25 protein-coding genes are annotated in these 23,888 nt (G+C 69.9%); 16 read left to right on the top strand and 9 right to left on the bottom strand.

The genetic code is table 11. The features are described 5' to 3' along the window. Positions 1-83 precede the first annotated feature (83 nt). The 12 genes from SK095_RS11725 to lipA all read left to right on the top strand — a co-directional run bounded on the left by SK095_RS11725 (position 84) and on the right by lipA (position 11,197). A complete protein-coding gene (locus SK095_RS11725) occupies positions 84-1,349 on the top strand; it encodes a glutamate-5-semialdehyde dehydrogenase (RefSeq protein WP_201487872.1) in 1,266 nt (421 codons plus the stop codon). Continuing rightward, the gene (nadD, locus tag SK095_RS11720; protein WP_201487873.1) at positions 1,349-2,005 is read left to right on the top strand and encodes a nicotinate-nucleotide adenylyltransferase; all 657 of its coding nucleotides are present in this window, start codon (positions 1,349-1,351) and stop codon (positions 2,003-2,005) included. The genes SK095_RS11725 and nadD overlap by 1 nt, the downstream gene beginning before the upstream one ends. A gap of 10 nt (positions 2,006-2,015) precedes the next feature. Next, positions 2,016-2,369: a ribosome silencing factor gene (rsfS, locus tag SK095_RS11715; RefSeq protein WP_201487874.1), complete on the top strand. Its 354-nt coding sequence runs from the start codon at positions 2,016-2,018 to the stop codon at positions 2,367-2,369. A gap of 8 nt (positions 2,370-2,377) precedes the next feature. Beyond that, positions 2,378-2,845 (top strand): 23S rRNA (pseudouridine(1915)-N(3))-methyltransferase RlmH, encoded by a 468-nt coding sequence (gene rlmH, locus SK095_RS11710; RefSeq protein ID WP_320546402.1) that lies wholly within the window; start codon positions 2,378-2,380, stop codon positions 2,843-2,845. A 10-nt stretch (positions 2,846-2,855) separates the two neighbouring features. Then, entirely contained in the window at positions 2,856-4,775 is a 1,920-nt protein-coding gene (mrdA, locus tag SK095_RS11705; protein ID WP_136490743.1) for a penicillin-binding protein 2, read from the top strand. 37 nt (positions 4,776-4,812) lie between these two features. Next, positions 4,813-5,916, top strand: a complete 1,104-nt coding sequence (gene rodA / locus SK095_RS11700) for a rod shape-determining protein RodA (RefSeq protein WP_168772539.1) — start codon at positions 4,813-4,815, stop codon at positions 5,914-5,916. A gap of 20 nt (positions 5,917-5,936) precedes the next feature. Further along, complete coding sequence (gene mltB / locus SK095_RS11695) at positions 5,937-6,947, top strand: lytic murein transglycosylase B (protein ID WP_136490745.1); 1,011 nt, start codon at positions 5,937-5,939, stop codon at positions 6,945-6,947. Position 6,948: 1 nt separating this feature from the next. After that, positions 6,949-7,980 (top strand): septal ring lytic transglycosylase RlpA family protein, encoded by a 1,032-nt coding sequence (locus SK095_RS11690; protein WP_136490746.1) that lies wholly within the window; start codon positions 6,949-6,951, stop codon positions 7,978-7,980. A gap of 66 nt (positions 7,981-8,046) precedes the next feature. Continuing rightward, complete coding sequence (locus tag SK095_RS11685; protein ID WP_201487876.1) at positions 8,047-9,207, top strand: D-alanyl-D-alanine carboxypeptidase family protein; 1,161 nt, start codon at positions 8,047-8,049, stop codon at positions 9,205-9,207. Between the two features lie 69 nt (positions 9,208-9,276). Next, a complete protein-coding gene (locus SK095_RS11680) occupies positions 9,277-9,570 on the top strand; it encodes a DUF493 domain-containing protein (RefSeq protein WP_136490748.1) in 294 nt (97 codons plus the stop codon). Next, positions 9,570-10,223 (top strand): lipoyl(octanoyl) transferase LipB, encoded by a 654-nt coding sequence (lipB, locus tag SK095_RS11675; RefSeq protein ID WP_414153848.1) that lies wholly within the window; start codon positions 9,570-9,572, stop codon positions 10,221-10,223. The genes SK095_RS11680 and lipB overlap by 1 nt, the downstream gene beginning before the upstream one ends. After that, entirely contained in the window at positions 10,220-11,197 is a 978-nt protein-coding gene (lipA, locus tag SK095_RS11670; protein WP_090349475.1) for a lipoyl synthase, read from the top strand. The genes lipB and lipA overlap by 4 nt, the downstream gene beginning before the upstream one ends. Before the next feature lie 106 nt (positions 11,198-11,303). Here the strand turns inward: lipA and lnt are convergent, their stop codons facing one another. The 5 genes from lnt to miaB form a co-directional block, all read right to left on the bottom strand. Then, entirely contained in the window at positions 11,304-12,839 is a 1,536-nt protein-coding gene (gene lnt / locus SK095_RS11665) for an apolipoprotein N-acyltransferase (protein WP_320546401.1), read from the bottom strand. Positions 12,840-12,964: 125 nt separating this feature from the next. Then, positions 12,965-13,804, bottom strand: a complete 840-nt coding sequence (locus SK095_RS11660; RefSeq protein ID WP_136490751.1) for an HlyC/CorC family transporter — start codon at positions 13,802-13,804, stop codon at positions 12,965-12,967. A 6-nt stretch (positions 13,805-13,810) separates the two neighbouring features. Continuing rightward, a complete protein-coding gene (gene ybeY / locus SK095_RS11655; protein ID WP_201487879.1) occupies positions 13,811-14,275 on the bottom strand; it encodes an rRNA maturation RNase YbeY in 465 nt (154 codons plus the stop codon). Continuing rightward, complete coding sequence (locus SK095_RS11650; RefSeq protein ID WP_320546400.1) at positions 14,265-15,275, bottom strand: PhoH family protein; 1,011 nt, start codon at positions 15,273-15,275, stop codon at positions 14,265-14,267. The genes ybeY and SK095_RS11650 overlap by 11 nt, the downstream gene beginning before the upstream one ends. A 138-nt stretch (positions 15,276-15,413) precedes the next feature. Beyond that, a complete protein-coding gene (gene miaB / locus SK095_RS11645; RefSeq protein ID WP_320546399.1) occupies positions 15,414-16,754 on the bottom strand; it encodes a tRNA (N6-isopentenyl adenosine(37)-C2)-methylthiotransferase MiaB in 1,341 nt (446 codons plus the stop codon). A 124-nt stretch (positions 16,755-16,878) separates the two neighbouring features. On the opposite strand from miaB, the gene SK095_RS11640 reads away from it, so the two are divergent. Then, complete coding sequence (locus SK095_RS11640; protein WP_201487882.1) at positions 16,879-17,205, top strand: DUF1820 family protein; 327 nt, start codon at positions 16,879-16,881, stop codon at positions 17,203-17,205. Positions 17,206-17,333: 128 nt separating this feature from the next. On the opposite strand, the gene SK095_RS11635 is transcribed toward SK095_RS11640, so the two are convergent. The 4 genes from SK095_RS11635 to SK095_RS11620 all read right to left on the bottom strand — a co-directional run bounded on the left by SK095_RS11635 (position 17,334) and on the right by SK095_RS11620 (position 20,832). After that, positions 17,334-17,879, bottom strand: coding sequence for a tetratricopeptide repeat protein (locus tag SK095_RS11635; protein ID WP_136490756.1), 546 nt, complete (start codon positions 17,877-17,879; stop codon positions 17,334-17,336). 186 nt (positions 17,880-18,065) lie between these two features. Next, positions 18,066-19,352 (bottom strand): glutamate-1-semialdehyde 2,1-aminomutase, encoded by a 1,287-nt coding sequence (gene hemL, locus SK095_RS11630; RefSeq protein WP_320546398.1) that lies wholly within the window; start codon positions 19,350-19,352, stop codon positions 18,066-18,068. Between the two features lie 24 nt (positions 19,353-19,376). Then, positions 19,377-20,009: a thiamine phosphate synthase gene (gene thiE / locus SK095_RS11625; RefSeq protein WP_320546397.1), complete on the bottom strand. Its 633-nt coding sequence runs from the start codon at positions 20,007-20,009 to the stop codon at positions 19,377-19,379. 25 nt (positions 20,010-20,034) lie between these two features. After that, positions 20,035-20,832 carry a hydroxymethylpyrimidine/phosphomethylpyrimidine kinase gene (locus SK095_RS11620; RefSeq protein WP_201487885.1) on the bottom strand — a complete coding sequence of 266 codons (798 nt, stop codon included), beginning with the start codon at positions 20,830-20,832 and terminating at the stop codon, positions 20,035-20,037. A 94-nt stretch (positions 20,833-20,926) separates the two neighbouring features. On the opposite strand from SK095_RS11620, the gene SK095_RS11615 reads away from it, so the two are divergent. The 3 genes from SK095_RS11615 to SK095_RS11605 all read left to right on the top strand — a co-directional run bounded on the left by SK095_RS11615 (position 20,927) and on the right by SK095_RS11605 (position 23,881). Continuing rightward, positions 20,927-22,576 (top strand): acyl-CoA dehydrogenase family protein, encoded by a 1,650-nt coding sequence (locus SK095_RS11615; RefSeq protein ID WP_320546396.1) that lies wholly within the window; start codon positions 20,927-20,929, stop codon positions 22,574-22,576. Between the two features lie 94 nt (positions 22,577-22,670). After that, entirely contained in the window at positions 22,671-23,237 is a 567-nt protein-coding gene (locus tag SK095_RS11610; protein WP_320546395.1) for an SEC-C domain-containing protein, read from the top strand. Beyond that, a complete protein-coding gene (locus SK095_RS11605; protein WP_320546394.1) occupies positions 23,237-23,881 on the top strand; it encodes a pseudouridine synthase in 645 nt (214 codons plus the stop codon). Before SK095_RS11610 ends, SK095_RS11605 begins: the two co-directional genes overlap by 1 nt. The last annotated feature ends 7 nt before the right edge of the window (positions 23,882-23,888 follow it).

Genomic DNA, 23,888 nt, shown 5'->3' with positions numbered 1-23,888 from the left:
CCGTCCGCCCGTTGCTGCTGGGCGCGGCCCGGCTGGCAGGGCTATAATCGACGACTTTTTCCAGCCGTCGGATCGCCGAGACCATGACCGAGTCCGTACTCGATTACATGACCCGCCTGGGTCGCGCCGCGCGCGAGGCCTCGCGCGTCACCGCTCGCGCCACCACCGCGCAGAAGAACAACGCCCTGCTGGCCGCCGCGCGCGCCCTCGACGCCGCACGCGAGGAGCTGATCCGCGCCAACGCGCAGGATCTGGACAACGGCCGCGCCAACGGCCTGGACGAGGCCATGCTCGACCGCCTGGCGCTGACCCCGGCACGCATCGACGACATGATCGAGGGCCTGCGCCAGGTCGCCGGCCTGCCCGATCCGATCGGCACCATCCGCGACATGCGCTACCTGCCCTCGGGCATCCAGGTCGGCAAGATGCGCGTGCCGCTGGGGGTGATCGGCATCATCTACGAGTCGCGCCCCAACGTGACCATCGACGCCGCCAGCCTGTGCCTGAAGTCCGGCAACGCCACCATCCTGCGCGGCGGCTCCGAGGCGATCCACTCCAATCGCGCCATCGCTGCCTGCATCCAGCAGGGCCTGGCCGAGGCCGGCCTGCCGGCGGCCTGCGTGCAGGTGGTGGAGACCACCGACCGCGCGGCGGTGGGCCAACTGATCGCCATGCCCGAGTTCGTCGACGTCATCGTGCCGCGCGGCGGCAAGGGCCTGATCGAGCGCATCAGCCGCGACGCCCGCGTGCCGGTGATCAAGCACCTGGACGGCATCTGCCACGTCTACATCGACGTCGCCGCCGACGAGGGCAAGGCGATCCGCGTCGCCGACAACGCCAAGACCCAGCGCTATGCGCCGTGCAACACCATGGAGACCCTGCTGGTGCACGAGGCCATCGCCGCGCGCGTGCTGCCGCCGCTGGCCGAGATCTACCGTGCCAAGGGCGTCGAGCTGCGCGGCTGCGCGGCGACCCGCGCGCTGCTCGGCGCCGACGTGCTGGAGGCGACCGAGGAGGACTGGCACACCGAGTACAACGCGGCGATCCTGTCGATCCGCGTGGTCGACTCGCTGGAGCAGGCCATCGAGCACATCAACCACTACGGCTCGCACCACACCGACGCGATCATCACCGAGAGCTTCACCGACGCGCGGCGTTTCCTCACCGAGGTGGATTCCAGCTCGGTGATGGTCAACGCCTCGACCCGCTTCGCCGACGGCTTCGAGTACGGCCTGGGCGCCGAGATCGGCATCTCCACCGACAAGCTGCACGCCCGCGGCCCGGTCGGCCTGGAGGGGCTGACCAGCGAGAAGTACGTGGTGTTCGGCGACGGTCACGTGCGCGGCTGATGATCCGGCGCATCGGTCTGCTCGGCGGCACCTTCGACCCCATCCACATCGGCCACCTGCGTGCCGCGCTCGAGGTGGCCGAGCAGTTCGCCGTCGACGAGTTGCGCCTGATCCCCAGCGCCCGCCCGCCGCACCGCGGCACGCCGCAGGTGAGCGCGCAGCAGCGCCTGGACATGGTGCGCCTGGCGGTGGCCGACGTGCCGCCGCTGGCGGTCGACGACCGCGAGCTGTGGCGCGACAAGCCGTCGTGGACCATCGACACCCTGGAGTCGCTGCGCGCCGAGCTGGGCGGCGAGGTCCAGCTGCTGCTGCTGGTCGGCTGGGACGCCTTCTGCGGCCTGCCGACCTGGCACCGCTGGCAGGAGTTGCTCGACCACTGCCACATCGTCGTGCTGCAGCGCCCGGACGCCGACAGCGAGGCGCCGGAAGCCCTGCGCGACTTGCTGGCCGCGCGCAGCGCCAGCGATCCGCAGGCGCTCAGGGGGCCGGCGGGGCAGATCGCCTTCGTCTGGCAGATGCCGCTGGCGATCTCCGCCACCGGCATCCGCGAGCGCCTGGCCGCCGGCCGCTCGATCCGCTTCCTGGTACCCGACGCGGTGCTGGCCTACATCCACACGCACGGTCTGTACCGTGCCACCCCATCTACCCAAGAGTGAACATCCGACAATGCAAGCCGAACAACTGGTCCAGGTGGTGATCGCCGCCCTGGAAGAACTGAAAGGTCAGGACATCCTCACCATCGACGTGCGCGAGAAGACCAGCATCACCGACTTCATGGTGATCGCCACCGGCAGCTCCAGCCGCCACGTCAAGTCGCTGGCCGAAACCGTGCTGGAAAAGACCAAGGAGCAGGGCGTGCGACCGATCGGCAGCGAAGGCCTGGACTCCGGCGAGTGGGGCCTGATCGACCTCGGCAACGTGGTGGTGCACGTGATGCAGGCTGCCACCCGCCAGTTCTACGACCTCGAGCGCCTGTGGCAGGGCGCCGAGCAGAGCCGCGCCCAGCAGTCGCAGGAGTAACGCCCGGCATGCGCATCCGACTGATCGCCGTCGGCTCGCGGATGCCGCGCTGGGTCGAGGAGGGCTGGCAGGAGTACGTCAAGCGCCTGCCGCCCGAGCTGGCCCTCGAGCTGGTGGAGATCCCGCTGAGCACCCGCGGCAAGAATGCCGACGTTGCCCGCCTGATCCGCCAGGAGGGCGAGGCGATGCTGGCGCGGGTGCAGCCCGGGGAGCGCGTGGTCACTCTCGAGGTCCATGGCAAGCCGTGGAGCACCGAGCAGCTGGCCGCCGAGCTGGACCGCTGGCGCCTCGACGCGCGCACCGTCAACCTGATGGTCGGCGGCCCGGAAGGGCTGGCGCCGGAGGTGTGCGCGCGCAGCGAGCAGCGCTGGTCGCTGTCGCCGCTGACCCTGCCGCACCCGCTGGTGCGGGTGCTGCTCGGCGAGCAGATCTACCGCGCCTGGACCGTGCTGTCCGGCCATCCGTACCACAAGTAACCGCGCCTCCATGCCGCAGCCGATCCAGCTCAAGGACCACGAACGCGATGCCCGCCTGGTGCGCAGCCGGGCGATCGTCGGCGCGATCTTCGTCCTGCTGCTCACCGGCGTGCTGGTGGCGCGCATGTACTACCTGCAGGTGATCCAGTACGAGCACCACTCGACGCTGGCGGAGAACAACCGCATCCACGTGCAGCCGCTGCCGCCGACCCGCGGGCTGATCTACGACCGCAACGGGGTGATCATCGCCGACAACCGGCCGAGCTTCAGCCTGACGGTGAGCCGCGAGCGCGCCGACGACTGGCGTCAGGTGCTCGACACCATCGTCGAGGTGCTCGAGCTGGGCGAGGAAGAGCGCGCGCTGTTCGAGAAGCGCGTGCGCCAGGGGCGGCGGCCGTTCGAGCCGGTGCCGATCCTCTTCGAGCTGACCGAGGAGCAGATCGCCCGCATCGCGGTCAACCAGTTCCGCCTGCCCGGCGTCGACGTGGTCGCCCAGCTGGTGCGCCACTACCCGCAGGGCGAGCACTTCGCCCACTCGGTGGGCTACGTCGGGCGGATCAACGAACAGGAGCTGAAGAGGCTCGACCCGGTGGACTACAGCGGCACCCACCACATCGGCAAGACCGGCGCGGAGAAGTTCTACGAGAACGTGCTGCACGGCCAGGTCGGCTACGAGGAGGTCGAGACCAACGCCCGCGGTCGCGTGCTGCGCGTGCTCAAGCACACCGACCCGATCCCCGGCAAGGACATCCGCCTGCACCTCGATCTCAAGCTGCAGGAGGCCGCCGAGGCGGCGCTGGGCGGCCGCCGTGGCGCGGTGATCGCCATCGAGCCGGCCACCGGCGGCGTGCTGGCGATGGTCAGCCAGCCGAGCTTCAATCCCAACCTGTTCGTCACCGGCATCGGTTTCAAGGACTATGCGGCGCTGCGCGACTCCATCGACCGGCCGCTGTACAACCGCGTGCTGCGCGGCCTGTATCCGCCGGGCTCGACGGTCAAGCCGCAGGTGGCGCTGGCCGGCCTGGACGCCGGGGTGGTCAATTCGGCGAGCCGCGTCTACGACCCGGGCTACTACCAGCTGCCGGGCAACAGCCACAAGTACCGCAACTGGAACCGCAGCGGCGACGGCTGGGTCGACCTCAACCTGGCCCTGGCGCGCTCCAACGACACCTATTTCTACGACCTGGCGATCAAGCTCGGCATCGACCGCCTGCACCAGTACATGAGCGCCTTCGGTCTCGGTCAGCGGGTGTCCCTCGACCTGTCCGAGGAAGCCGCCGGGCTGATGCCCTCGCGCGAATGGAAGCGCGCCAACCGCCGCCAGGGCTGGTTCCCCGGCGAGACGGTGATCACCGGCATCGGCCAGGGCTACATGCTGACCACCCCGCTGCAGCTGGCCCAGGCCACCGCGCTGATCGCCAATCGCGGCCGCTGGGTGCGCCCGCGCCTGCTCAGGGACGCCGACGGCATGAGCGCCGAGCAGCTGATGGCCTCCGGCCTGCTGGAGGAGCGCGACACGCCGCCGAACATCGTCGCCAGCAACCCGCGCTACTGGGACCAGGTCACCCGCGGCATGGTCGAGGTGGTGCACGGCGCGCGCGGCACCGCGCACAAGCTCGGCCTCGGCTCGCCCTACCTGATCGCCGGCAAGAGCGGCACGGCGCAGGTGGTGGCGATCCGCCAGGGCGAGAAGTACGACCGCAACAAGGTGCGCGAGCGCCATCGCGACCACGCGCTGTTCGTCGCCTTCGCGCCCGCCAACGACCCGAAGATCGCCGTGGCGGTGATGGTGGAGAACGGCGAGTCCGGCTCCGGCGTGGCCGGCCCGGTGGCCAAGCAGGTGCTGGACGCCTGGCTGCTCGACGAGCATCGTCGGCTCAAGCCCGAATTCGCGCCGCCGCCGGCGGCAGAGGTGGCCCGTGAACACTAGCCCGAGCTTCGACCGCACCCTGTCCGGGGAGGACGTGCTGCGCCGCCGCGCCAGCCTGCTGCAGCGCCTGCACATCGACGGCCCGCTGCTGCTGCTGCTGGTGACCCTCGGCGTGGTCGGCCTGTTCGTGCTGTGGTCGGCCGGCGGCAAGCACTGGGAGCTGCTGCTCAAGCAGACCACCTCGTTCGGCATCGGCCTGGTGGCGATGTGCACCATCGCCCAGCTGGAGCCGCGCTTCATGGCGCGCTGGGCGCCGCTGGCCTATGGTTGCGGCGTGCTGCTGCTGCTGGCGGTGGAGTTCGTCGGCTACACGGCGATGGGCGCCACGCGCTGGATCAACATTCCCGGGGTGATCCGCTTCCAGCCCTCGGAGTTCATGAAGCTGATCATGCCGGCGACCATCGCCTGGTACCTGTCCAGCCGCAGCCTGCCCCCCAGCTTCAAGCACCTGCTGATCGCCCTGGCGCTGATCGGCGTGCCCTTCGTGCTGATCCTCAAGCAGCCCGACCTCGGCACCGCCATGCTGATCCTCGCCTCCGGCGCCTTCGTGCTGTACATCGGCGGTCTGCGCTGGTGGTGGATCGGCGGGGCGATCGCCGCGGCGGTGCCGGTCGCGGTGGCCATGTGGTACTTCGTGCTGCACGACTACCAGAAGCAGCGCGTGCACACTTTCCTCGATCCGGAGAGCGACCCGCTGGGCACCGGCTGGAACATCATCCAGTCCAAGGCGGCCATCGGCTCGGGGGGGGTGTTCGGCAAGGGCTGGCTGCTGGGCACCCAGTCGCACCTGGATTTTTTGCCGGAAAGCCATACGGACTTTATCATTGCCGTGCTCAGCGAAGAGTTCGGCATGGTCGGCGTGTGCCTGCTGCTGGTGGTCTACCTGCTGCTGATCGCCCGGGGGCTGGTGATCACGGTGCAGGCGCAGACCCTGTTCGGCAAGCTGCTGGCGGGGAGCATCACCCTGACCTTCTTCGTCTACGTTTTCGTCAACATCGGCATGGTCAGCGGCTTGCTGCCGGTGGTGGGGGTGCCGCTGCCTTTCATCAGCTACGGCGGAACTTCGCTGGTGACGCTGATGTCAGGATTCGGCATTTTGATGGCGATCCATACGCACCGCAAATGGATCGCCCAGGTTTGAGACTCGGAGTGAAAAGCACAATGCACAGAGTGCGCGCATGGGTTCGGCAGGGCGTGTGCCGGATCGGCCTGGCCGGTCTGCTCGGCATCGCCGCGCCGGCCATGGCTGGGGACTACCAGAGTTCACCCGCGGTCGATGCCTTCATCGGCGAGATGGTGCGCGAGCACGGTTTCACCGCACCGCAGCTGCAGGCGCTGCTCGGCGCCGCCGAGCGCAAGCAGCCGATCCTCGACGCCATCTCGCGGCCGGCCGAGCGGGTCAAGCCGTGGAAGGAGTACCGGCCGATCTTCATCACCCAGGCGCGCATCGACCAGGGCGTGGCGTTCTGGAACCAGCACGCCGAGTCGCTGGCGCGCGCCGAGCGCGAGTACGGCGTGCCGGCCCAGGTGATCGTGGCGATCATCGGCGTGGAAACCTTCTTCGGCCGCAACACCGGCAACTGGCGGGTGCTCGACGCCCTGGCCACCCTCGGCTTCGACTATCCGCCGCGCGCCGACTTCTTCCGCAAGGAGCTGCGCGAGTTCCTCCTGCTGACCCGCGAGCAGCAGGTCGATCCGCTCAGCCTCAAGGGCTCCTACGCCGGCGCCATGGGCCTGCCGCAGTTCATGCCGAGCAGCTTCCGCGCCTATGCGGTGGACTTCGACCACGACGGCCACATCGACATCTGGGGCAATCCGGTGGACGCCATCGGCAGCGTGGCCAGCTACTTCCACCGCCACGGCTGGGTGGCCGGCGACCCGGTGGTGACCCGCGCGCGCGTCGCCGGCACCCGCTTCGCCGACGGCCTGACCCAGGGCCTGGAGCCGGTCAAGTCGGTGGGCGACCTGCGCCAGCTCGGCTGGACCCCGCTGGATGCGGTGGAGGACAACTACGCGGTGACCGCCTTCCGCCTCGAGGGCGAACAGGGCGACGAGTTCTGGATGGGCCTGCCCAACTTCTACGTGATCACCCGCTACAACCGCAGCGTGATGTACGCCATGGCCGTGCACCAGCTCTCCAGCGCGCTGCATGCGCAGCGCCAGGAGTTCTGACATGCGCCCATCCCTGCCGCGGCTGCCGCTGGCCGTACTGTGCAGCCTGGCCCTGCTGAGCAGCTGCACCACCTCGCGCGCGCCGGTCGACAGCGACCAGGCCGTTTCCGGCCCGGGCAGCTACGCCCGCCCGCACCGCGACGGCGCGCCCTGGTGGGACGTCGACGTGTCGCGCATCCCCGACGCCGTGCCGATGCCGCACAACGGCCCGGTCAAGGCCAGTCCCTACACGGTGTTCGGCAAGCCCTACTATCCGATCCAGGATGCGCGCAACTACCGCGCCACCGGCACCGCCTCCTGGTACGGCACCAAGTTCCACGGCCAGGCCACCGCCAACGGCGAGACCTACGACCTGTACGGCATGACCGCCGCGCACAAGACCCTGCCGCTGCCCAGCTACGTGCGGGTCACCAACTTGGACAACGGCCGGAGCGTGATCCTGCGGGTCAACGACCGCGGGCCGTTCTACTCCGACCGCATCATCGACCTGTCCTTCGCCGCGGCGAAGAAGCTCGGCTATGCCGAGACCGGCACCGCGCGGGTCAAGGTCGAGGGCATCGACCCGCAGCAGTGGTGGGCCCAGCAGGGCCGGCCGGTGCCGATGGTGCTGGCCAGCAATGCCGGCGCCCCGCGCAGCAACAAGCTGATGAGCCTGCCGGCGCCCAGCGAGGTGCGCAGCGTGCCGCAGCCGGTGGCCGCGCCCATCGAGACCTGGACGCCGCCGCCGGAGCAGCATGCCGCCGCCGTCCTGCCGGTCGAGGTGGCGGTAAAAAAAAACGCTTCTGCCCCAGCCGCTGGGCTGTATCTCCAGGTGGGCGCCTTCGCCAACCCGGACGCTGCGGAACTCCTCAAGGCCAAGCTGAGCTCGGTGGTGGGGACTGCGCCGGTGTTTATCAGCTCGGTCGTGCGCAACCAGCAGGTCCTGCACCGGGTGCGCCTGGGGCCGATCGACACTCAGGATGAGGCCCTGCAGCTGCAGGACTCCCTGCGGCTGGCCAGCCTCGGCCAGCCGACGCTGGTGCGGCCGGACTGACGCCGCCCGGCACCGTAGCAATGCCCGCAAGGGCCTGATTCACCTACCTAGCTATTCGAGAGACGGATGAACATCACCACCTTAGTGCACCGCTTGTTCCTGCTGGTCCTGCTCGCCGCGGCACCTGCCGCCTGGGCCGCCGAGCAGGTCGTTCCGGCGCCGCCGCAACTGGCGGCCAAGGCCTGGCTGCTGATGGATGCCGACAGCGGCAACGTGCTGGTCCAGCAGAACGCCGACGAGCGCCTGCCGCCGGCCAGCCTGACCAAGCTGATGACCGCCTACATCGCCACCCTGGAGATCAACCGCGGCCAGGTCGGCGAGAAGGATCTGGTGACCATCAGCGAACACGCCTGGCGCACCGGCGGCTCGCGCATGTTCGTCCAGGTCGGCACCCAGGTGACCATGGGCGACCTGCTGCACGGCATCATCATCCAGTCCGGCAACGACGCCAGCGTGGCGGTGGCCGAGCACATCGCCGGCAGCGAGGACGCCTTCGCCGACCTGATGAACACCACCGCCGGCAAGCTCGGCATGGTCAACAGCCACTTCATGAACGCCACCGGCCTGCCGCACCCGGAGCACTACTCCTCGGCCCACGACATGGCCAGGCTGGCGCGCGCGATCATCAAGGAAGACCCGGCGCACTACGCCATCTACGCGCAGAAGGAGTTCCTCTGGAACAACATCAAACAGCCCAACCGCAACCTGCTGCTGTGGCGCGACAAGACTGTCGACGGCCTGAAGACCGGCCACACCGAGGAAGCCGGCTACTGCCTGGTGGCTTCCGCCGTGCGTGACGGCCAGCGCCTGATCGCCGTGGTGTTCGGCACCAACAGCGAGCAGGCCCGCGCCGCCGAGACCCAGAAGCTGCTGACCTACGGCTTCCGCTTCTTCGAGACCCGCCAGTTCTACGCCAAGGGCGCCGAGCTGACCCAGGCCCCGGTGTGGAAGGGCGCCGAGCGCCAGCTCAAGGCCGGCCTGGCCGAGGACCTGACCCTGACCCTGCCGCGTGGCCAGATGGACAAGCTGCAGGCCAGCATGACCCTGCAGCCGATGATCGAGGCGCCGGTGGCCGCCGGCCAGGAAGTCGGCAAGGTCGAGGTGCGCCTCGGCGAGCAGGTGCTGCACAGCGCGCCGCTGGTGGCCCTCGAGGCGGTCGAGGAGGGTGGTATCTTCCGCCGCCTGTGGGATAGTATCCGACTGTTTTTCTACGGATTGTTCAACTGATCCATTGACCTGAGCGCGGCGCCCCGACCCCGGGGCGCCGGCATTGCGGGCCACAAGCCCGTCGAGACCATGACCGATACCAAGACCTCCGCTACCGAAGTCCAGGCGCCGAAGATCGAATTTCCCTGCCACGGCTACCCGATCAAGGTGATCGGCGACGCCGGCGAGGGCTTCGCCGACCTGGTGATCGACATCGTCCGCCGTCATGCGCCGGACCTCGACGTCACCACCCTGACCCTGCGCGACAGCAGCAACGGCCGTTTCGTCTCGGTGCAGCTGGCGATCCGCGCCACCGGCGTCGAGCAGCTGCAGGCGATCCACGTCGACCTGCGCGCCACCGGCCGCGTGCACATGGTGCTGTGATGGGCCCCCTGCGGGTGCGCGAGCTGGGCCGGCTGCCCTACCTGCCGGCCTGGCAGGCGATGCAGCGCTTCACCAACGAGCGCGGCCCCGACACCCCGGACGAGATCTGGCTGCTCGAGCACGAACCGGTGTTCACCCAGGGCCAGGCCGGCAAGGCCGAGCACCTGCTGATGCCCGGCGACATCCCGGTGGTGCAGGCCGACCGCGGCGGCCAGGTGACCTACCACGGCCCGGGCCAGCTGATCGCCTACCTGCTGCTCGATGTGCGCCGCTCGAATCTGGGCGTGCGCGAACTGGTCAGCCGCATGGAGGCCAGCCTGGTCGCCCTGCTCGAAGGCTACGGCGTCGAGGCCCATGCCAAGCCGGACGCCCCCGGCGTCTACGTCGGCGCGGCGAAGATCGCCTCGCTCGGCCTGCGCATCCGCCACGGCCGCTCCTTCCATGGCCTGGCGCTCAACGTCGACATGGACCTGGAACCGTTCGGCCGCATCAATCCCTGTGGCTATGCCGGCATGGCCATGACCCAACTCAAGGATCTGGCCCAGGGCCCGATCGAACTCGCCGAAGTGCGTGCCGCGCTGGTGCGCCAGCTGGTCGGCCAGCTTGGCTACGCTGAATACGAGACCCTCGCGGGAGGGCTGGAGCTGACATGAGTACCGTGGACAACACCACCAAGGGCCCGGCCAAGGTCGAGGCCGGGGTCAAGCTGCGCGGCGCCGAGAAGGTCGCGCGCATTCCGGTGAAGATCATTCCCACCGAGGAGCTGCCGCGCAAGCCGGACTGGATCCGCGTGCGCATCCCGGTCACCCCCGAGGTCGAGCGCATCAAGCAGCTGCTGCGCCAGCACAAGCTGCACAGCGTGTGCGAAGAAGCTTCCTGCCCGAACCTCGGCGAGTGCTTCAGCGGCGGCACCGCCACCTTCATGATCATGGGCGACATCTGCACCCGCCGCTGCCCGTTCTGCGACGTCGGCCACGGCCGGCCCAACGCGCTGGATCCGGACGAGCCGAAGAACCTGGCGCTGGCCATCGCCGACCTGCGCCTGAAGTACGTGGTGATCACCTCGGTGGACCGCGACGACCTGCGCGACGGCGGCGCCCAGCACTTCGCCGACTGCCTGCGCGAGATCCGCGCGCTGTCGCCCAGCGTGCAGCTGGAGACCCTGGTGCCGGACTACCGCGGGCGCATGGAGATTGCCCTCGACATAACCGCCACCGAGCCGCCGGATGTTTTCAACCATAACCTGGAAACCGTGCCGCGCCTGTACAAGTCGTCGCGCCCGGGCTCGGACTTCGAGTGGTCGCTGGACCTGCTGCAGGAGTTCAAGAAGCGCGTGCCGGGCGTGCCGACCAAGTCGGGCCTGATGCTCGGCCTCGGCGAGACCGACGAGGAGGTGATCGAGACCATGCAGCGCATGCGCGAGCACGACATCGACATGCTCACCCTCGGCCAGTATCTGCAGCCGTCGCGCAGCCACCTGCCGGTGCAGCGTTTCGTCCATCCGGACACCTTCGCCTGGTTCGCCGAGGAAGGTGAGAAGATGGGCTTCAAGAACGTCGCCTCCGGTCCGCTGGTGCGCTCGTCCTATCACGCCGACCAGCAGGCCCACGGCCACAAGATCGGCTGAGTCCTGTGTAGGGTGGGTAAGGCCGCAGGCCGTAACCCACCCTACAGTCAGCGCTGGAATGCAAAGGGCGACCCGCGGGTCGCCCTTTTTGTTGCTGGCTGGCGCCTCAGTTCAAGGCAGTGAACAGCCGGCGCTGGCGCCGCGCGGTGAGCGCGGTCCAGCCCAGCAGCAGGGCGCAGACGCCGGCCAGCGGCCAGGCGCGCCACTGCAGGTAGGGCGTCAGGCCCTGCATCGGCACCACCTCGCCGCGCAGCACGGCGCGCTGGAACTGCGGCACCTGCGCCTGCACCCGGCCGAACGGGTCGATCAGCGCGGTGACGCCGTTGTTGGTGGCGCGGATCATCCAGCGGCCGCTCTCCAGAGCGCGCATCTGCGCCATCTGCAGGTGCTGCAGCGGGCCGATCGAGGTGCCGAACCAGGCGTCGTTGCTCACCGTCAGCAGCAGCTCGCTCCGCGCGGCGAGACTCGCGGCGAACTCCGGATAGACCACCTCGTAGCAGATGTAGGGGGCGATGCGGTAGCCGCGCGCCGTCAGCAGCGCCTGGTCGGCCGGGCCGCGGGCGAAGTCGGACATCGGCAGGTCGAAGAAGGCGATCAGCCCGCGCAGCACGTCCTGCAGCGGCACGTACTCGCCGAACGGCACCAGCTTCTGCTTGAGGTAGGTGCCGCCACCCTGGCCGACCACCTGCAGGGCGTTGTAGTAGCGCGCCCGGCCGGCGTCGTCCTTCTCGCGCAGCGGCACGCCGGTGACCAGTGCGGCATTGCGCTCGCTGGCGAAGCGGCCCATCACCGCCAGGTAGCCCTCGGCGTATTCCTTGAGCACCGGCACCGCGGTCTCCGGCCAGACGTAGAGGTCGGCCGGCGCCTCGGCGAAGGTCAGGTCGCGGTACAGGGCGAGCTGGGCGTTGAGCTGCTCGGGGTCCCACTTGAGGTTCTGCGCGACATTGCCCTGCATGGCGGCGACCTTCAGCGCCGGGCCGGCCGGGGTGGTCCAGGGGTGGTCCTTGAACCACAGGCTACTGCCCCACAGGCCGGCGAGCAGCGCGGCGGCGCCCAGCAGGCAGCGCCCGCGCGGCAGCAGCGCCGGCAGGTTGGCCAGCAGGGCGGCGGTCAGCGCCATGGCGAAGGACAGCAGCCAGACGCCGCCGAGCGGCGCCAGGCCGGCCAGCGGGCCGTCGAGCTGGGCGTAGCCGACGTACAGCCACGGGAAACCGGTGAACAGCCAGCCGCGAAGGGCCTCCTGGGCCAGCCACAGGGCGGCGAAGGCCAGCGCGTCGGCCAGCGGCGCGCGTTCGCGGCGCAGCCACTTCGCCCAGGCCCAGGCCGGCAGGGCGAAGAACAGCGCAAGGCCGGCGCAGAACGCCAGGGTCAGCAGCGCGGCCAGCGCCGGCGAGGCGGCGCCGTAGTCGTGGATGCTGACGTACACCCAGCTGGTGCCGGCGGCGAAGGCGCCGAAGCCGTACAGCCAGCCGCGGCCGGCGGCGGCGCCGGGGGCCAGGCAGCGCAGGCCGAGATAGAACAGCGCCAGCGACAGCAGGCCGAGCGGCCACAGGTTCCAGGGGGCGAGGGCCAGCGGGGTGAGGGCGCCGGCGGCCAGGGCCAGCAGGTGGCCGGGCCAGCCGGGACGGGAGATCCAGCGCATGAAGATTCCTTGGCGAAAGACAGGCGCGGGCAGCTTAGCGGAGCCGGGCGCGGGCGGGTAGCTGGACGCGGAGCGTCCAGGGTGGCATCCCCACGCGGAGCGTGGGGACGATCAGCGTCCGCGCCTCAGCGCGCCCGCGGGGTCAGGCGCAGCAGGTGGATGCGCCGGCTGTCGGCGTTGAGCACGCGGAAGCGGAAGTCGCCCAGCTCGATGGTCTCGCCGCGCTTGGGCAGGTGGCCGAAGGCGCTCATCACCACGCCGCCGAGGGTGTCGAACTCCTCCTCGGAGAAGCCGGCCTCGAAGAACTCGTTGAACTCGTCCACCGGGGTCAGCGCCTTGACGATGAAGTCGCCGCTGGGCAGCGCCTTGATGAAGCTGTCTTCCTCGACGTCGTGCTCGTCCTCGATCTCGCCGACGATCTGCTCGAGCACGTCCTCGATGGTCACCAGACCGGCGACGCCGCCGTATTCGTCGATGACGATGGCCATGTGGTTGTGGGTGCTGCGGAACTCGCGCAGCAGCACGTTGAGGCGCTTGGATTCGGGCACGTAGGTGGCCGGGCGCAGCAGCTTCTGCAGGTCGAAGGACTGCTCGTTGCCGTGCAGCAGCAGCGGCAGCAGGTCTTTGGCCAGCAGGATGCCGAGCACCTCGTCGAGGTTCTCGCCGATCACCGGGTAGCGCGAGTGGGCCGCCTCGATCACCGCCGGGAGGAACTCCTGCGGGTTCTGGCAGGCCTTGATGCTGATGATCTGCGAGCGCGGGATCATGATGTCGCGCACCTGCAGGTCGGCGACCTGGATGGCGCCCTCGACGATCGCCAGCGCCTCGGTGTCGAGCAGTTTGTTGTCATGGGCGTCGCGCAGGACCTCGATCAGCTCCTCGCGGTTCTTCGGCTCATGGGCAAAAGCCTGGGTGATTCTTTCCAGCCAGGACTTCTGCCCCTGGCTCGATCGGTCGTCGCTCATGTGTCCTTACTCTTCGTCGCTCGCGTAGGGATCGGGGTAGCCGAGTTCGGCCAGCAGCTGGCGTTCCAGGGCTTCCATCTCCTCGGCTTCGTCGTCGTCGATGTGGTCGTAGCCCAGCAGGTGCAGGCAGCCGTGGATGGTCAGGTGCGCCCAGTGAGCGTCCGCCGCCTTGCCCTGTTCAGCCGCCTCGCGTGCCACCACCTGGGCGCAGATCACCAGGTCGCCGAGCAGCGGGATATCCAGGATGCCTTCGGGGACCTCGGCGGGAAAGGACAGCACGTTGGTGGCGTAGTCCTTGCCGCGCCAGGTGCGGTTGAGCTCGCGGCCCTCCGCCTCGTCGACGATGCGGATGGTCAGCTCCGAGGGCGCCGTACGCTGGCGCAGGGCCAGTTCGCACCAGCGGCGCAGCTGCGCCTCGCCGGGCAGCTCGGCGGCCGTGCTGGCCAGTTGCAGATCCAGTTCAACCTGCATGGCGGCTGTCCTCGGTGCGCTCGGCGGCCTTGCCCTGCAGGCGCTGCTCGTGGCGGTCGTAGGCCTCGACGATGCGCTGCACCAGCGGATGGCGCACCACATCCTTGGCCTTGAAGTGGGTGAAGCTGATCCCCGGCACGTCGCGCAGCACCTCGATGACGTGGGCCAGACCCGACTTGGTGCCGCGCGGCAGGTCGACCTGGGTGACGTCGCCGGTGATCACCGCGGTCGAGCCGAAGCCGATCCGGGTGAGGAACATCTTCATCTGCTCCAGGGTGGTGTTCTGGCTCTCGTCGAGGATGATGAAGCTGTTGTTCAGGGTGCGCCCGCGCATGTAGGCCAGCGGGGCGATCTCGATCACCTGCTTCTCGATCAGCTTGGCCACCTGCTCGAAGCCCATCATTTCGTAGAGAGCGTCGTACAGCGGGCGCAGGTAGGGGTCGATCTTCTGCGCCAGGTCGCCGGGCAGGAAGCCGAGCTTCTCGCCGGCTTCCACCGCCGGACGCACCAGCAGGATGCGCCGCACCTGCTCGCGCTCCAGGGCATCCACCGCGCAGGCCACGGCGAGGTAGGTCTTGCCGGTGCCGGCCGGGCCAATGCCGAAGTTGATGTCGTTGTCGAGGATCGCCTTGACGTAGCGCTGCTGGTTGGCGCCGCGCGGGGTGATGTGCGCCTTGCGGGTCTTCAGGGTGACGCTCGGCGTCTGGCCGGGCACGGCCAGATCCTCGAGACCGGACTCCTGGAGGAACAGGTGGACCAGTTCCGGGGTCAGCTCGGTAGCGTGGGTCTCGCGGTACAGGCGGCGCAGCAGGTTCTCGGCGGTGTGGCTGCGCTGGGCGTCGCCGACCAGTTCGAACTGGTTGCCACGGTTGCGGATCTCGATGCCCAGGCGCTGTTCGATCAGGCGCAGGTGCTCGTCGAATTGGCCGCAGAGGTTGGCGAAGCGTCGGGCATCGAGGGGGTCGAGGATGAAGCGGTGGTGTTCCAGGGGAGCGTTCAAGGTCGTCTGTTGGCCGCCGTTCGGCTGGGGGGGATGGACGAAGAATAACCGCAGCGCCCCGAGGGGGAAAGCGCCGCGGCATTGGCGGATGGTGGACTGGCCAGGAGGCGCCCGCCGCGCTCGCGCGGCGGGCGGGGATCAGTAGCTGGCCTCGTCGACCAGGCTGCCGCGCAGCGAGTGCGGCAGCGCCTCGTCGATGTGCACGTCGACGAACTGGCCGATCAGCCGCGGGTTGTCGGCACGGAAGTTGACGATGCGGTTGTTCTCGGTGCGGCCCTGCAGCATGCCCGGGTCCTTCTTCGAGTAGTCGCTGACCAGGATGCGCTGGGTGGTCCCGACCATGCGCTGGCTGATCTCGAAGCCCTGCTGGTGGATGCGCGCCTGGAGGATCTGCAGGCGCTGCTTCTTGATCTCCTCGGGAGTGTCGTCGGCGAGGTCCGCGGCCGGGGTGCCGGGGCGTGCGCTGTAGACGAAGGAGAAGGAGAAGTCGAAGCCGACCTCCTCGATCAGCTTCATGGTCTGCTCGAAGTCCCTGTCGGTCTCGCCGGGGAAGCCGACGATGAAGTCCGAGCTGATGCACATGTCCGGCACCGCGGCCTTGAGCTTGCGGATGCGCGACTTGTACTCCAGAGCGGTGTGGTTGCGCTTCATCGCCGCGAGGATGCGGTCGGAGCCCGCCTGCACCGGCAGGTGGACGAACTTGACCAGCTTGGCAATCTCGGCGTGGGCCTGGATCAGCGCGTCGGAGAACTCCAGCGGGTGGCTGGTGGTGTAGCGGATGCGGTCGATGCCGTCGATCGCCGCCACCGCGTAGAGCAGCTCGGCGAAGTCGGCGATGCGGCCGTCGCCGGTGTCGCCGCGGTAGCCGTTGACGTTCTGGCCGAGCAGAGTCACCTCGCGCACGCCGTGCTCGGCCAGGTGGACGATCTCGGCGAGCACGTCGGCCAGCGGTCGGCTGACCTCCTCGCCGCGGGTGTAGGGCACCACGCAGAAGGTGCAGTACTTGCTGCAGCCTTCCATCACCGAAACGAAGGCGCTGGGGCCGTCGACGCGCGGCTCGGGCAGGCGGTCGAACTTCTCGATCTCCGGGAAGGAGATGTCCACCTGCGGCTTCCTGGTGGTGCGCGCGGCGTCGATCATCTCCGGCAGGCGGTGCAGGGTCTGCGGGCCGAACACCACGTCGACGTAGGGCGCGCGTTCGCGGATCGCCGCGCCTTCCTGGCTGGCCACGCAGCCGCCGACGCCGATCACCAGCTCGGGGTTCTGCCGCTTCAGTTCGCGCCAGCCGCCGAGCTTGGAGAACACCTTCTCCTGGGCCTTCTCGCGGATCGAGCAGGTATTGAGCAGGATCACGTCGGCTTCGGCCGGGTTCTCGGTGAGTTCGAGGGCCTGGTGTTCGCCCAGCAGGTCGGCCATGCGCGAGCTGTCGTACTCGTTCATCTGGCAGCCGTGGGTTTCGATGAAAAGCTTCTTGGCCATGGGTGCTCGTCGGGAAAGTCCAAGGACCGCGCATTATAGGTGGCAGGGACTGGGCTTCCTAGGCTTCGCGGTCCGGCGGGTGTGCTAGGATTCGCGCCCCGCAGTTCCGTCGGTCCGGAGAGTCATGAGCAAGCCCGCCCCCATCTTCAAGGTGATCTTCCTCAACCAGGGTCAGGTGTACGAGATGTACGCCAAGGCCATCTACCAGAGCGACCTGTGGGGCTTCCTGGAGATCGAGGAATTCGTCTTCGGCGAACGCACCCAGGTGGTGGTCGATCCCAGCGAGGAGAAGCTCAAGGCGCAGTTCGAGGGCGTGGTGCGCAGCTTCGTGCCGATGCACGCGATCATCCGCATCGACGAGGTGGAGCGCCTGGGCACGGCGAAGATCAGCGAGGCCAAGGGCGGCGGCAACGTGATGCCGTTCCCCATGCCGCCGATGCCGGAGCGTTGAGTGGTCGAGGATTGCCTGTAGTCGGGTAGGGTGGAAAACTCGCGAAGCGATTTTCTACCGTTCCTGTCTGGCCAGTCCTAGCGGTGGATAAGCGCCGAGGCGAGGCGTCCACCTTGCGCACCTAGCGCTTAGCGCAGCGGAGCGAACGGCGGGCCGAGGTCGCTGGCCTGCAGCTCCTGCAGGTAGTTGCGGAAGATCTCGCCGAGCACGCGGTTGGCCTGCTCGAGCTGCTCGGGGCTCATGCCCTCGGCCACCTCGTCGGCACTGTCCAGCGCCTCTTCGGCGCCGTTGACCGCCGCCATCTTCAGCACCACGTAGGCCTGCACGTTGTTGGCCGGCACGCCCTCGCCATGCCAGAACAGGGTGCCGAGGCGCAGCTGGGCCTGGGCATGGCCCTGCAGCGAGGCCTGCTCGTACCAGCGCAGCGCCTCCGGCAGGTCGCGTGGCGGCTGGCCGGCATGGAAGAATTCGCCGAGTTCGAACTGGGCCTGGGCGTCGCCGCCCTCGGCGAGGCTGCGGCACTGGGCCAGCGCCTGATCGAGATCCTGGGGTTGGGTGTCGAGCACGCAGCGACTGGTCGCCGGAATCAGCAGGGAGTTGCTCTCGGCATGGCCGAGCAGCGGATTGATCGACAACAGGCAGCCCATCAGCAGGGTGCAGCCAGCACGGTTCATGGCGATCCGGACTTCTCCTGGTTCGGCGGGCGGAGGCACGGTCGGCTCTGGGCCGACGTTCTCCATTATGGAATAACCCGCCGGGTCATGACAGGGGGCCGGCGGCTTTTCCTGCCGGCCATTGGCCAGTATCCGCCGGCTGGCGCTGTCCGCCGACCCGCAGGGGGGTGGCGGACAGCGCGACGCTCAGCCCCTGAGGGCGGCGAAGGCGCGCTCGGCGGCGTCGAGGGTGATCGCCAGCTCGGCCTCGCCGTGGGCGATGGAGGTGAAGCCGGCCTCGAAGGCGCTCGGTGCCAGGTACACGCCGCCGTCCAGCATCAGGTGGAAGAAGCGCTTGAAGCGCTCGGCATCGCTGGTCATCACGTCGTCGAAGGTGACGATGTCGGCGGCTTCGCTGAAGTACAGGCCGAACATGCCGCCCACCTGGGTGGTGACGAAGGGGATGCCGGCGGCAGCGGCGCGCTGCTGCAGGCCGTCGAGCATGCGTGCAGTGTAGTCGCTCAGTTCGGCATGGAAGCCCGGACGGCTGATCAGCCTGAGGGTGGTCAGGCCAGCGGCCATGGCCAGCGGGTTGCCGGACAGGGTGCCGGCCTGGTAGACCGGGCCGAGCGGGGCGATGCATTCCATGATCGCGCGCTTGCCGCCGAAGGCGCCGACCGGCATGCCGCCGCCGACGATCTTGCCGAAGGTCGACAGGTCCGGGTTGATGCCGTAGTGGCCCTGGGCGCCGCCGAGGGCGACGCGGAAGCCGGTCATCACCTCGTCGAAGATCAGCACCACGCCGTGCGCGTCGCACAGCGCGCGCAGGCCCTCGAGGAAGCCCGGTGCCGGCGGCACGCAGTTCATGTTGCCGGCCACCGGCTCGACGATGATGCACGCCACGTCCTTGCCGACTTCGGCCAGGGTCTTCTCGACGGCCTGGATGTCGTTGTAGGGCAGGGTCAGGGTGTGCCTGGCGAAGTCGGCCGGCACGCCCGCCGAGCTGGGCACGCCCTGGGTCAGCGCGCCGGAGCCGGCCTTGACCAGCAGGCTGTCGGAGTGGCCGTGGTAGCAGCCCTCGAACTTGATGATGGCGTCGCGGCCGGTGTAGCCACGGGCCAGGCGGATGGCGCTCATGGTCGCCTCGGTGCCGGAGCTGACCATGCGCACCAGCTCCATGGACGGCACCAGCTGGCAGACCAGCTCGGCCATCTCCACTTCCAGCGCGGTCGGCGCGCCGTAGGACAGGCCGTGCTCGAGCTGCCTGCGCACCGCGTCGAGCACTTCCGGATGGCCGTGGCCGAGGATCATCGGGCCCCAGGAGCCGACGTAGTCGACGTAGCGCTTGTCGTCCTCGTCGATGACGTAGGCGCCTTCGGCGTGCTTGAAGAACAGCGGAGTGCCGCCGACGCTGCGGAAGGCGCGCACCGGCGAGTTGACGCCGCCGGGGATGTGCTTCTGGGCGTTGCTGAACAGGATTTCGGAGCGGGACATGGAAAGGGTCTCTCGAAAGGAAGGTCAGATGTCGGCGAACAGTTGGCTGAAGGCGTGCGCGCGGCGCTCGACTTCGGCGGCATTCGGGGCGGCGAACAGGGCGTGGATCACCGCGACCAGGCTGGCGCCGCGGGCGATCAGCTCGGGGGCGCTGTCCAGGGTCACGCCGCCGATGGCCACCAGCGGCAGGCGGAAGCGCGCGCGCGCCTCGTCGAGCAGTTCGGGGGTGGCGGCCGGCGCGCCGGGCTTGGTCTGCGAATTGAAGAAGCGGCCGAAGGCCAGGTAGCTGGCGCCGTCCCGGCGGGCCTGCTCGGCCAGCTCCAGGCGCGCATGGCAGGTGGCGCCGATGATCGCCTCGCGGCCGAGCAGGGCGCGCGCGGCGGACAGCGAGCCGTCCTCCTGGCCCAGGTGCAGGCCGACGCCCAGGCGGGTGGCCAGCTCCAGGTCGTCGTTGATGATCAGCCGGGCGCCGTGGCGCAGGCACAGCTCGGCCAGCGCCTCGGCCTCGCGCAGGCGCCGCGCGGCGTCGCCGGACTTGTCGCGGTACTGCAGCAGCCGGGCGCCGCCGCGCAGGGCGGCCTCGACGTAGGGCAGCAGGCGGCCATCGGCCAGCAGCTGGCTGTCGGTGATGGCGTAGAGTCCGCGCAGCGGCTTCATCGGCGGGCTTTCCTCGGGCAGGGGATCAGGAGCAGAAATCCAGCGGCAGGCGGCGCGGCACGTACTGGCCGCGGCCGGGCTGCTCGGCGTCGCGCAGGGTGCGCCAGGTGTAGGCGAGGGCCGAGCGCACCGCGCTGACCAGCTCCTCGCCCAGCGCCAGGCGGCCGGCCAGGGTGCTGGCCAGGGTGCAGCCGGAGCCGTGGTAGCTGCCCGGCAGGCGCGCGCAGGTGAAGTCGTGGCGGCTGCCGTCGCGCGAGTACAGGCGGTTGTGCACCTCGCGCTCGTCGCCGTGGCCGCCGGTGATCAGCAGGTGCTCGCACAGCGGCAGCAGCTTTTCGGCGCACTCGTCGGCGCTGCCCTCCGGCAGCTCGGCGAGGATGCGCGCTTCCGGCAGGTTGGGCGTGGCGATGCGGCACAGCGGCAGCAGGCGCTCGCGGATCGCGTAGCCGACCTCGTCCTTGCCCAGTGCACCGCCGCCGCCGGCGCGCAGCACCGGGTCGCAGACCAGCGGCACGCCGGGCAGGCGGGCCATGATCTCGACCACGGTGTCGACCATCTCCAGCGAGCCGAGCATGCCCAGCTTGACCGCGGCGACCGGCAGATCGTCGATCACCGCGTTGGCCTGGGCCAGCACCCAGGCACGGTCGAGGACGCGGAAGTCGCTGACGTCTACGGTGTCCTGCACGGTCAGCGCGGTGACCGCCGGAGCGGCGTGGCAGCCCTGGGCGAGCAGGGCCTCGATGTCCGCCTGCAGGCCGGCGCCGCCACTGGGATCGTGGCCGGACAGGCAGAGGACGACGGGACGGGAAGGGTATCGGTTCATGGCTGCCGAGCTTACCACCAAAGTCGACCGCCTGCCCGGGCGGCGCGCCGCGCTTCTGCTTCACTGCAAGGCATGCAACGGCAGGAGGTGGACGATGACTCCCGAGCACTGCGTGGAAACCCATACCGTGACCAACCAGCCGACGCCGCTGGACGGCGCCAACCTGTACCGCGGCGACCGCCCGCTGCAGGAGTGGCTGCAGCGCTTCGGCGCCGACTGGGGGGCGGCGCGGCTGGCCGAATACGGCGAGCTGAGCGGCGGGGAGTTGCTGGTGGCCGGCTTCGCCGCCAACCGCCATGCTCCCGAGCTGCACAGCCACGACCGCTATGGCCACCGCCTCGACCAGGTGGAGTTCCATCCCGCCTGGCACCGGCTGATGCAGGCCGGCATCGCCCACGGCCTGCATGCGCTGCCCTGGCGCGAGCCGCGCCCCGGCGCCCAGGTGCTGCGCGCCGGGCTGTTCTACCTGCACAACCAGGCCGAGGCCGGCAGCGCCTGCCCGCTGACCATGACCCACGCCGGCATCGCCGTGCTGCGTCGTCAGGGCGAACTGGGCGAGGCCTGGCTGCCCGGCCTGCTCAGCCTCGACTACGATCCGCGGCCGCTGCCGGTCGCCGACAAGCGCGGCCTGACCCTCGGCATGGCGCTGACCGAGAAGCAGGGCGGCTCGGATCTGCGTGCCAACAGCACGCGCGCCTTCGCCGTCGGTGCGCGCGGCCCGGGGCAGGCCTACGAGCTGCTCGGCCACAAGTGGTTCTGCTCGGCGCCGATGTCCGACGGCTTCCTCACCCTGGCGCAGGCCGAAGGCGGGCTGAGTTGCTTCCTGCTGCCGCGCCTGCGCCCGGACGGCAGCCACAACCGCATCCACATCCAGCGCCTCAAGGACAAGCTGGGCAACCGCAGCAACGCTTCGGCGGAACTCGAGTTCCACGGCGCGCAGGCCTGGATGGTCGGCGCGGAGGGCCGCGGCATCGCCACCGTGCTGGAGATGGTGGCGCTGACCCGCTTCGACTGCATGACCGGCTCGGCGGCGCTGATGCGCCAGGCGCTCAGCCAGGCCCTGCACCACTGCGCGCAGCGCCAGGTCGGCGGCCGCGTGCTGGCGGCGCAGCCGCTGATGCAGAACGTGCTGGCCGACCTGGCGCTGGAGTCCGAGGCGGCGCTGGCGCTGAGCCTGCGCCTGGGCCACGCCCTGGAGCGTCCGGAGGACGAGCAGGAGCGCCACTTCGCCCGCCTGCTCACTGCGGTGGGCAAGTACTGGGTGTGCAAGCGCGCGCCGGCCTTCGTCCACGAGGCGCAGGAATGCCTGGGCGGCGCCGGCTACGTCGAGGAGAGCATCCTGCCGCGGCTGTACCGCGAAGCGCCGGTCAACTCGATCTGGGAGGGTTCGGGCAACGTGCAGTGCCTCGACGTGCTGCGCGCGCTGAAGACGCCCGGGGTGGCCGAGGCGCTGTTCGCCGAGCTGGCCGACGGCCACGGCGAGGCGCGCCTCAGGGCGCTGGTGCTGCGCCTCAAGCACGCCCTGCAGGATCGCGACGGCCTCGAGTACCGCGCCCGCCAGCTGGCCGGCGAGATCGCCGTGGCGCTGCAGGCCGGCCTGCTGCTGCAGGGCGCGCCGCAGGTGGTCGGCGACGCCTTCCTCGCCGCGCGCCTGGACGCCCCGGCGCTGACCTACGGCTGCCTGCCGCGCGGCGTGGCGGTGGCCGCGCTGCTGGCGCGCAGCCGGCTGCAGGCGCTCGACTGAGGGGCCGGCGCTGCTAGAATGCGCCCCTCAGCCCGCACCGCCCGTCGGCGGCGGCTCCTGTGCGAGCCGTGGGGCGCCGTCCTGCGAACCCGTCATGGCCTTTGTCGATCCCGCCCGTTACAGCAACCCCCTGCGCCGCTTCGCCCGCACCCTGGTGCCCGGCGCCGACCCCCTGGTGGCGGCGCCGCTGCCGCTGCCGGAAAGCCTCGCCGGCGAGCCCTGGTACTCGGTCGGTCGCGCGGTGAGCGCGCTCGGTGGTGCGCGGGTCGATGGCTGGTGTCTGGAGGAGTGGTCGGGCAAGGCGCTGCGTGCCTGCTTCACGGCCTGCTGGCGCGCGGCCGACGGCCGGCTGTGGAACGTGCTGCCCGACCGCCGCACCCTGTTGTTCCTGCCCGATCCGGCGCGCCGCTACGAAGGCGTGCCGGTGGCCCCGCGCTACCAGAGCCTGGAGCGCGACGCCCTGCTGGGCGACTACCTGAAGGTCTGCGCCGCCCTCGGGCGGCCGGGGCTGGACGAGGCGAGCTGGGACACCCTGCAGCAGACCCGCGAGCGCCTGGAGGGCTGGCTGGAGCTGGGCGGCAGCGGCAACAGCCCGTGCCCGTGCCGGAGCGGCAGGCGCTACCAGAACTGCTGCAGCCGCCGGCTGCGTGACAGCCTGTGATGGCCCGTCCGCCGCGCAAGCCGTCCGCTGCGGGACGTAGCGGGCCGCGTCAGGTCCCCGCCAAGCCGCAGCGCCGTCAGGCCAAGGCGCCGCCGCTCGAGCCGAGACTGATCCTGCTCAACAAGCCGTTCGACGTGCTGACCCAGTTCGCCGACGCCGACGGCCGCGCCACCCTCAAGGACTTCGTTCCGGTGCCCGGCGTCTATCCGGCCGGGCGCCTGGACCGCGACAGCGAGGGCCTGCTGCTGCTGACCAACGACGGCCGCCTGCAGGCGCGCATCGCCGATCCGAAGCACAAGCTGGCGAAGACCTACTGGGTGCAGGTGGAGGGCGAGGCGAGCGAGGAGCAACTGGCGCGCCTGCGCGCCGGGGTCGAGCTCAACGACGGGCCGACCCTGCCGGCCGAGGCGCGGCGCATCGACACGCCGGCGCTGTGGGAGCGCGATCCGCCGGTGCGTTTTCGCAAGAGCGTGCCGACCTGCTGGCTGGAGCTGGTGATCCGCGAGGGGCGCAACCGCCAGGTGCGGCGCATGACCGCCGCGGTGGGGCTGCCGACCCTGCGTCTGGTGCGGGTGCGCATCGGGCCGTGGAGCCTGGACGGCCTGGCGCCAGGAGAGTGGCGGGAGGTGCCGGCGCAGCTGTGAGGGCTGC

This window comes from Pseudomonas sp. AN-1, assembly GCF_034057115.1.
Taxonomy (GTDB): Bacteria; Pseudomonadota; Gammaproteobacteria; order Pseudomonadales; family Pseudomonadaceae; genus Geopseudomonas.
The sequence above is the reverse complement of the archived record's forward strand: the minus strand, read 5'-3'. Positions and strand labels throughout refer to the sequence as shown.

Excerpts from the sequence above, each read along its gene's own strand:
- SK095_RS11725 (WP_201487872.1), top strand. The coding sequence starts at position 84 with ATGACCGAGTCCGTACTCGATTACATGACCCGCCTGGGTCGCGCCGCG.
- nadD (WP_201487873.1), top strand. The coding sequence starts at position 1,349 with ATGATCCGGCGCATCGGTCTGCTCGGCGGCACCTTCGACCCCATCCAC.
- rsfS (WP_201487874.1), top strand. The coding sequence starts at position 2,016 with ATGCAAGCCGAACAACTGGTCCAGGTGGTGATCGCCGCCCTGGAAGAA.
- rlmH (WP_320546402.1), top strand. The coding sequence starts at position 2,378 with ATGCGCATCCGACTGATCGCCGTCGGCTCGCGGATGCCGCGCTGGGTC.
- mrdA (WP_136490743.1), top strand. The coding sequence starts at position 2,856 with ATGCCGCAGCCGATCCAGCTCAAGGACCACGAACGCGATGCCCGCCTG.
- mltB (WP_136490745.1), top strand. The coding sequence starts at position 5,937 with ATGCACAGAGTGCGCGCATGGGTTCGGCAGGGCGTGTGCCGGATCGGC.
- SK095_RS11690 (WP_136490746.1), top strand. The coding sequence starts at position 6,949 with ATGCGCCCATCCCTGCCGCGGCTGCCGCTGGCCGTACTGTGCAGCCTG.
- SK095_RS11685 (WP_201487876.1), top strand. The coding sequence starts at position 8,047 with ATGAACATCACCACCTTAGTGCACCGCTTGTTCCTGCTGGTCCTGCTC.
- SK095_RS11680 (WP_136490748.1), top strand. The coding sequence starts at position 9,277 with ATGACCGATACCAAGACCTCCGCTACCGAAGTCCAGGCGCCGAAGATC.
- lipB (WP_414153848.1), top strand. The coding sequence starts at position 9,570 with ATGGGCCCCCTGCGGGTGCGCGAGCTGGGCCGGCTGCCCTACCTGCCG.
- lipA (WP_090349475.1), top strand. The coding sequence starts at position 10,220 with ATGAGTACCGTGGACAACACCACCAAGGGCCCGGCCAAGGTCGAGGCC.
- lnt (WP_320546401.1), bottom strand. The coding sequence starts at position 12,839 with ATGCGCTGGATCTCCCGTCCCGGCTGGCCCGGCCACCTGCTGGCCCTG.
- SK095_RS11660 (WP_136490751.1), bottom strand. The coding sequence starts at position 13,804 with ATGAGCGACGACCGATCGAGCCAGGGGCAGAAGTCCTGGCTGGAAAGA.
- ybeY (WP_201487879.1), bottom strand. The coding sequence starts at position 14,275 with ATGCAGGTTGAACTGGATCTGCAACTGGCCAGCACGGCCGCCGAGCTG.
- miaB (WP_320546399.1), bottom strand. The coding sequence starts at position 16,754 with ATGGCCAAGAAGCTTTTCATCGAAACCCACGGCTGCCAGATGAACGAG.
- SK095_RS11640 (WP_201487882.1), top strand. The coding sequence starts at position 16,879 with ATGAGCAAGCCCGCCCCCATCTTCAAGGTGATCTTCCTCAACCAGGGT.
- SK095_RS11635 (WP_136490756.1), bottom strand. The coding sequence starts at position 17,879 with ATGAACCGTGCTGGCTGCACCCTGCTGATGGGCTGCCTGTTGTCGATC.
- hemL (WP_320546398.1), bottom strand. The coding sequence starts at position 19,352 with ATGTCCCGCTCCGAAATCCTGTTCAGCAACGCCCAGAAGCACATCCCC.
- thiE (WP_320546397.1), bottom strand. The coding sequence starts at position 20,009 with ATGAAGCCGCTGCGCGGACTCTACGCCATCACCGACAGCCAGCTGCTG.
- SK095_RS11620 (WP_201487885.1), bottom strand. The coding sequence starts at position 20,832 with ATGAACCGATACCCTTCCCGTCCCGTCGTCCTCTGCCTGTCCGGCCAC.
- SK095_RS11615 (WP_320546396.1), top strand. The coding sequence starts at position 20,927 with ATGACTCCCGAGCACTGCGTGGAAACCCATACCGTGACCAACCAGCCG.
- SK095_RS11610 (WP_320546395.1), top strand. The coding sequence starts at position 22,671 with ATGGCCTTTGTCGATCCCGCCCGTTACAGCAACCCCCTGCGCCGCTTC.
- SK095_RS11605 (WP_320546394.1), top strand. The coding sequence starts at position 23,237 with ATGGCCCGTCCGCCGCGCAAGCCGTCCGCTGCGGGACGTAGCGGGCCG.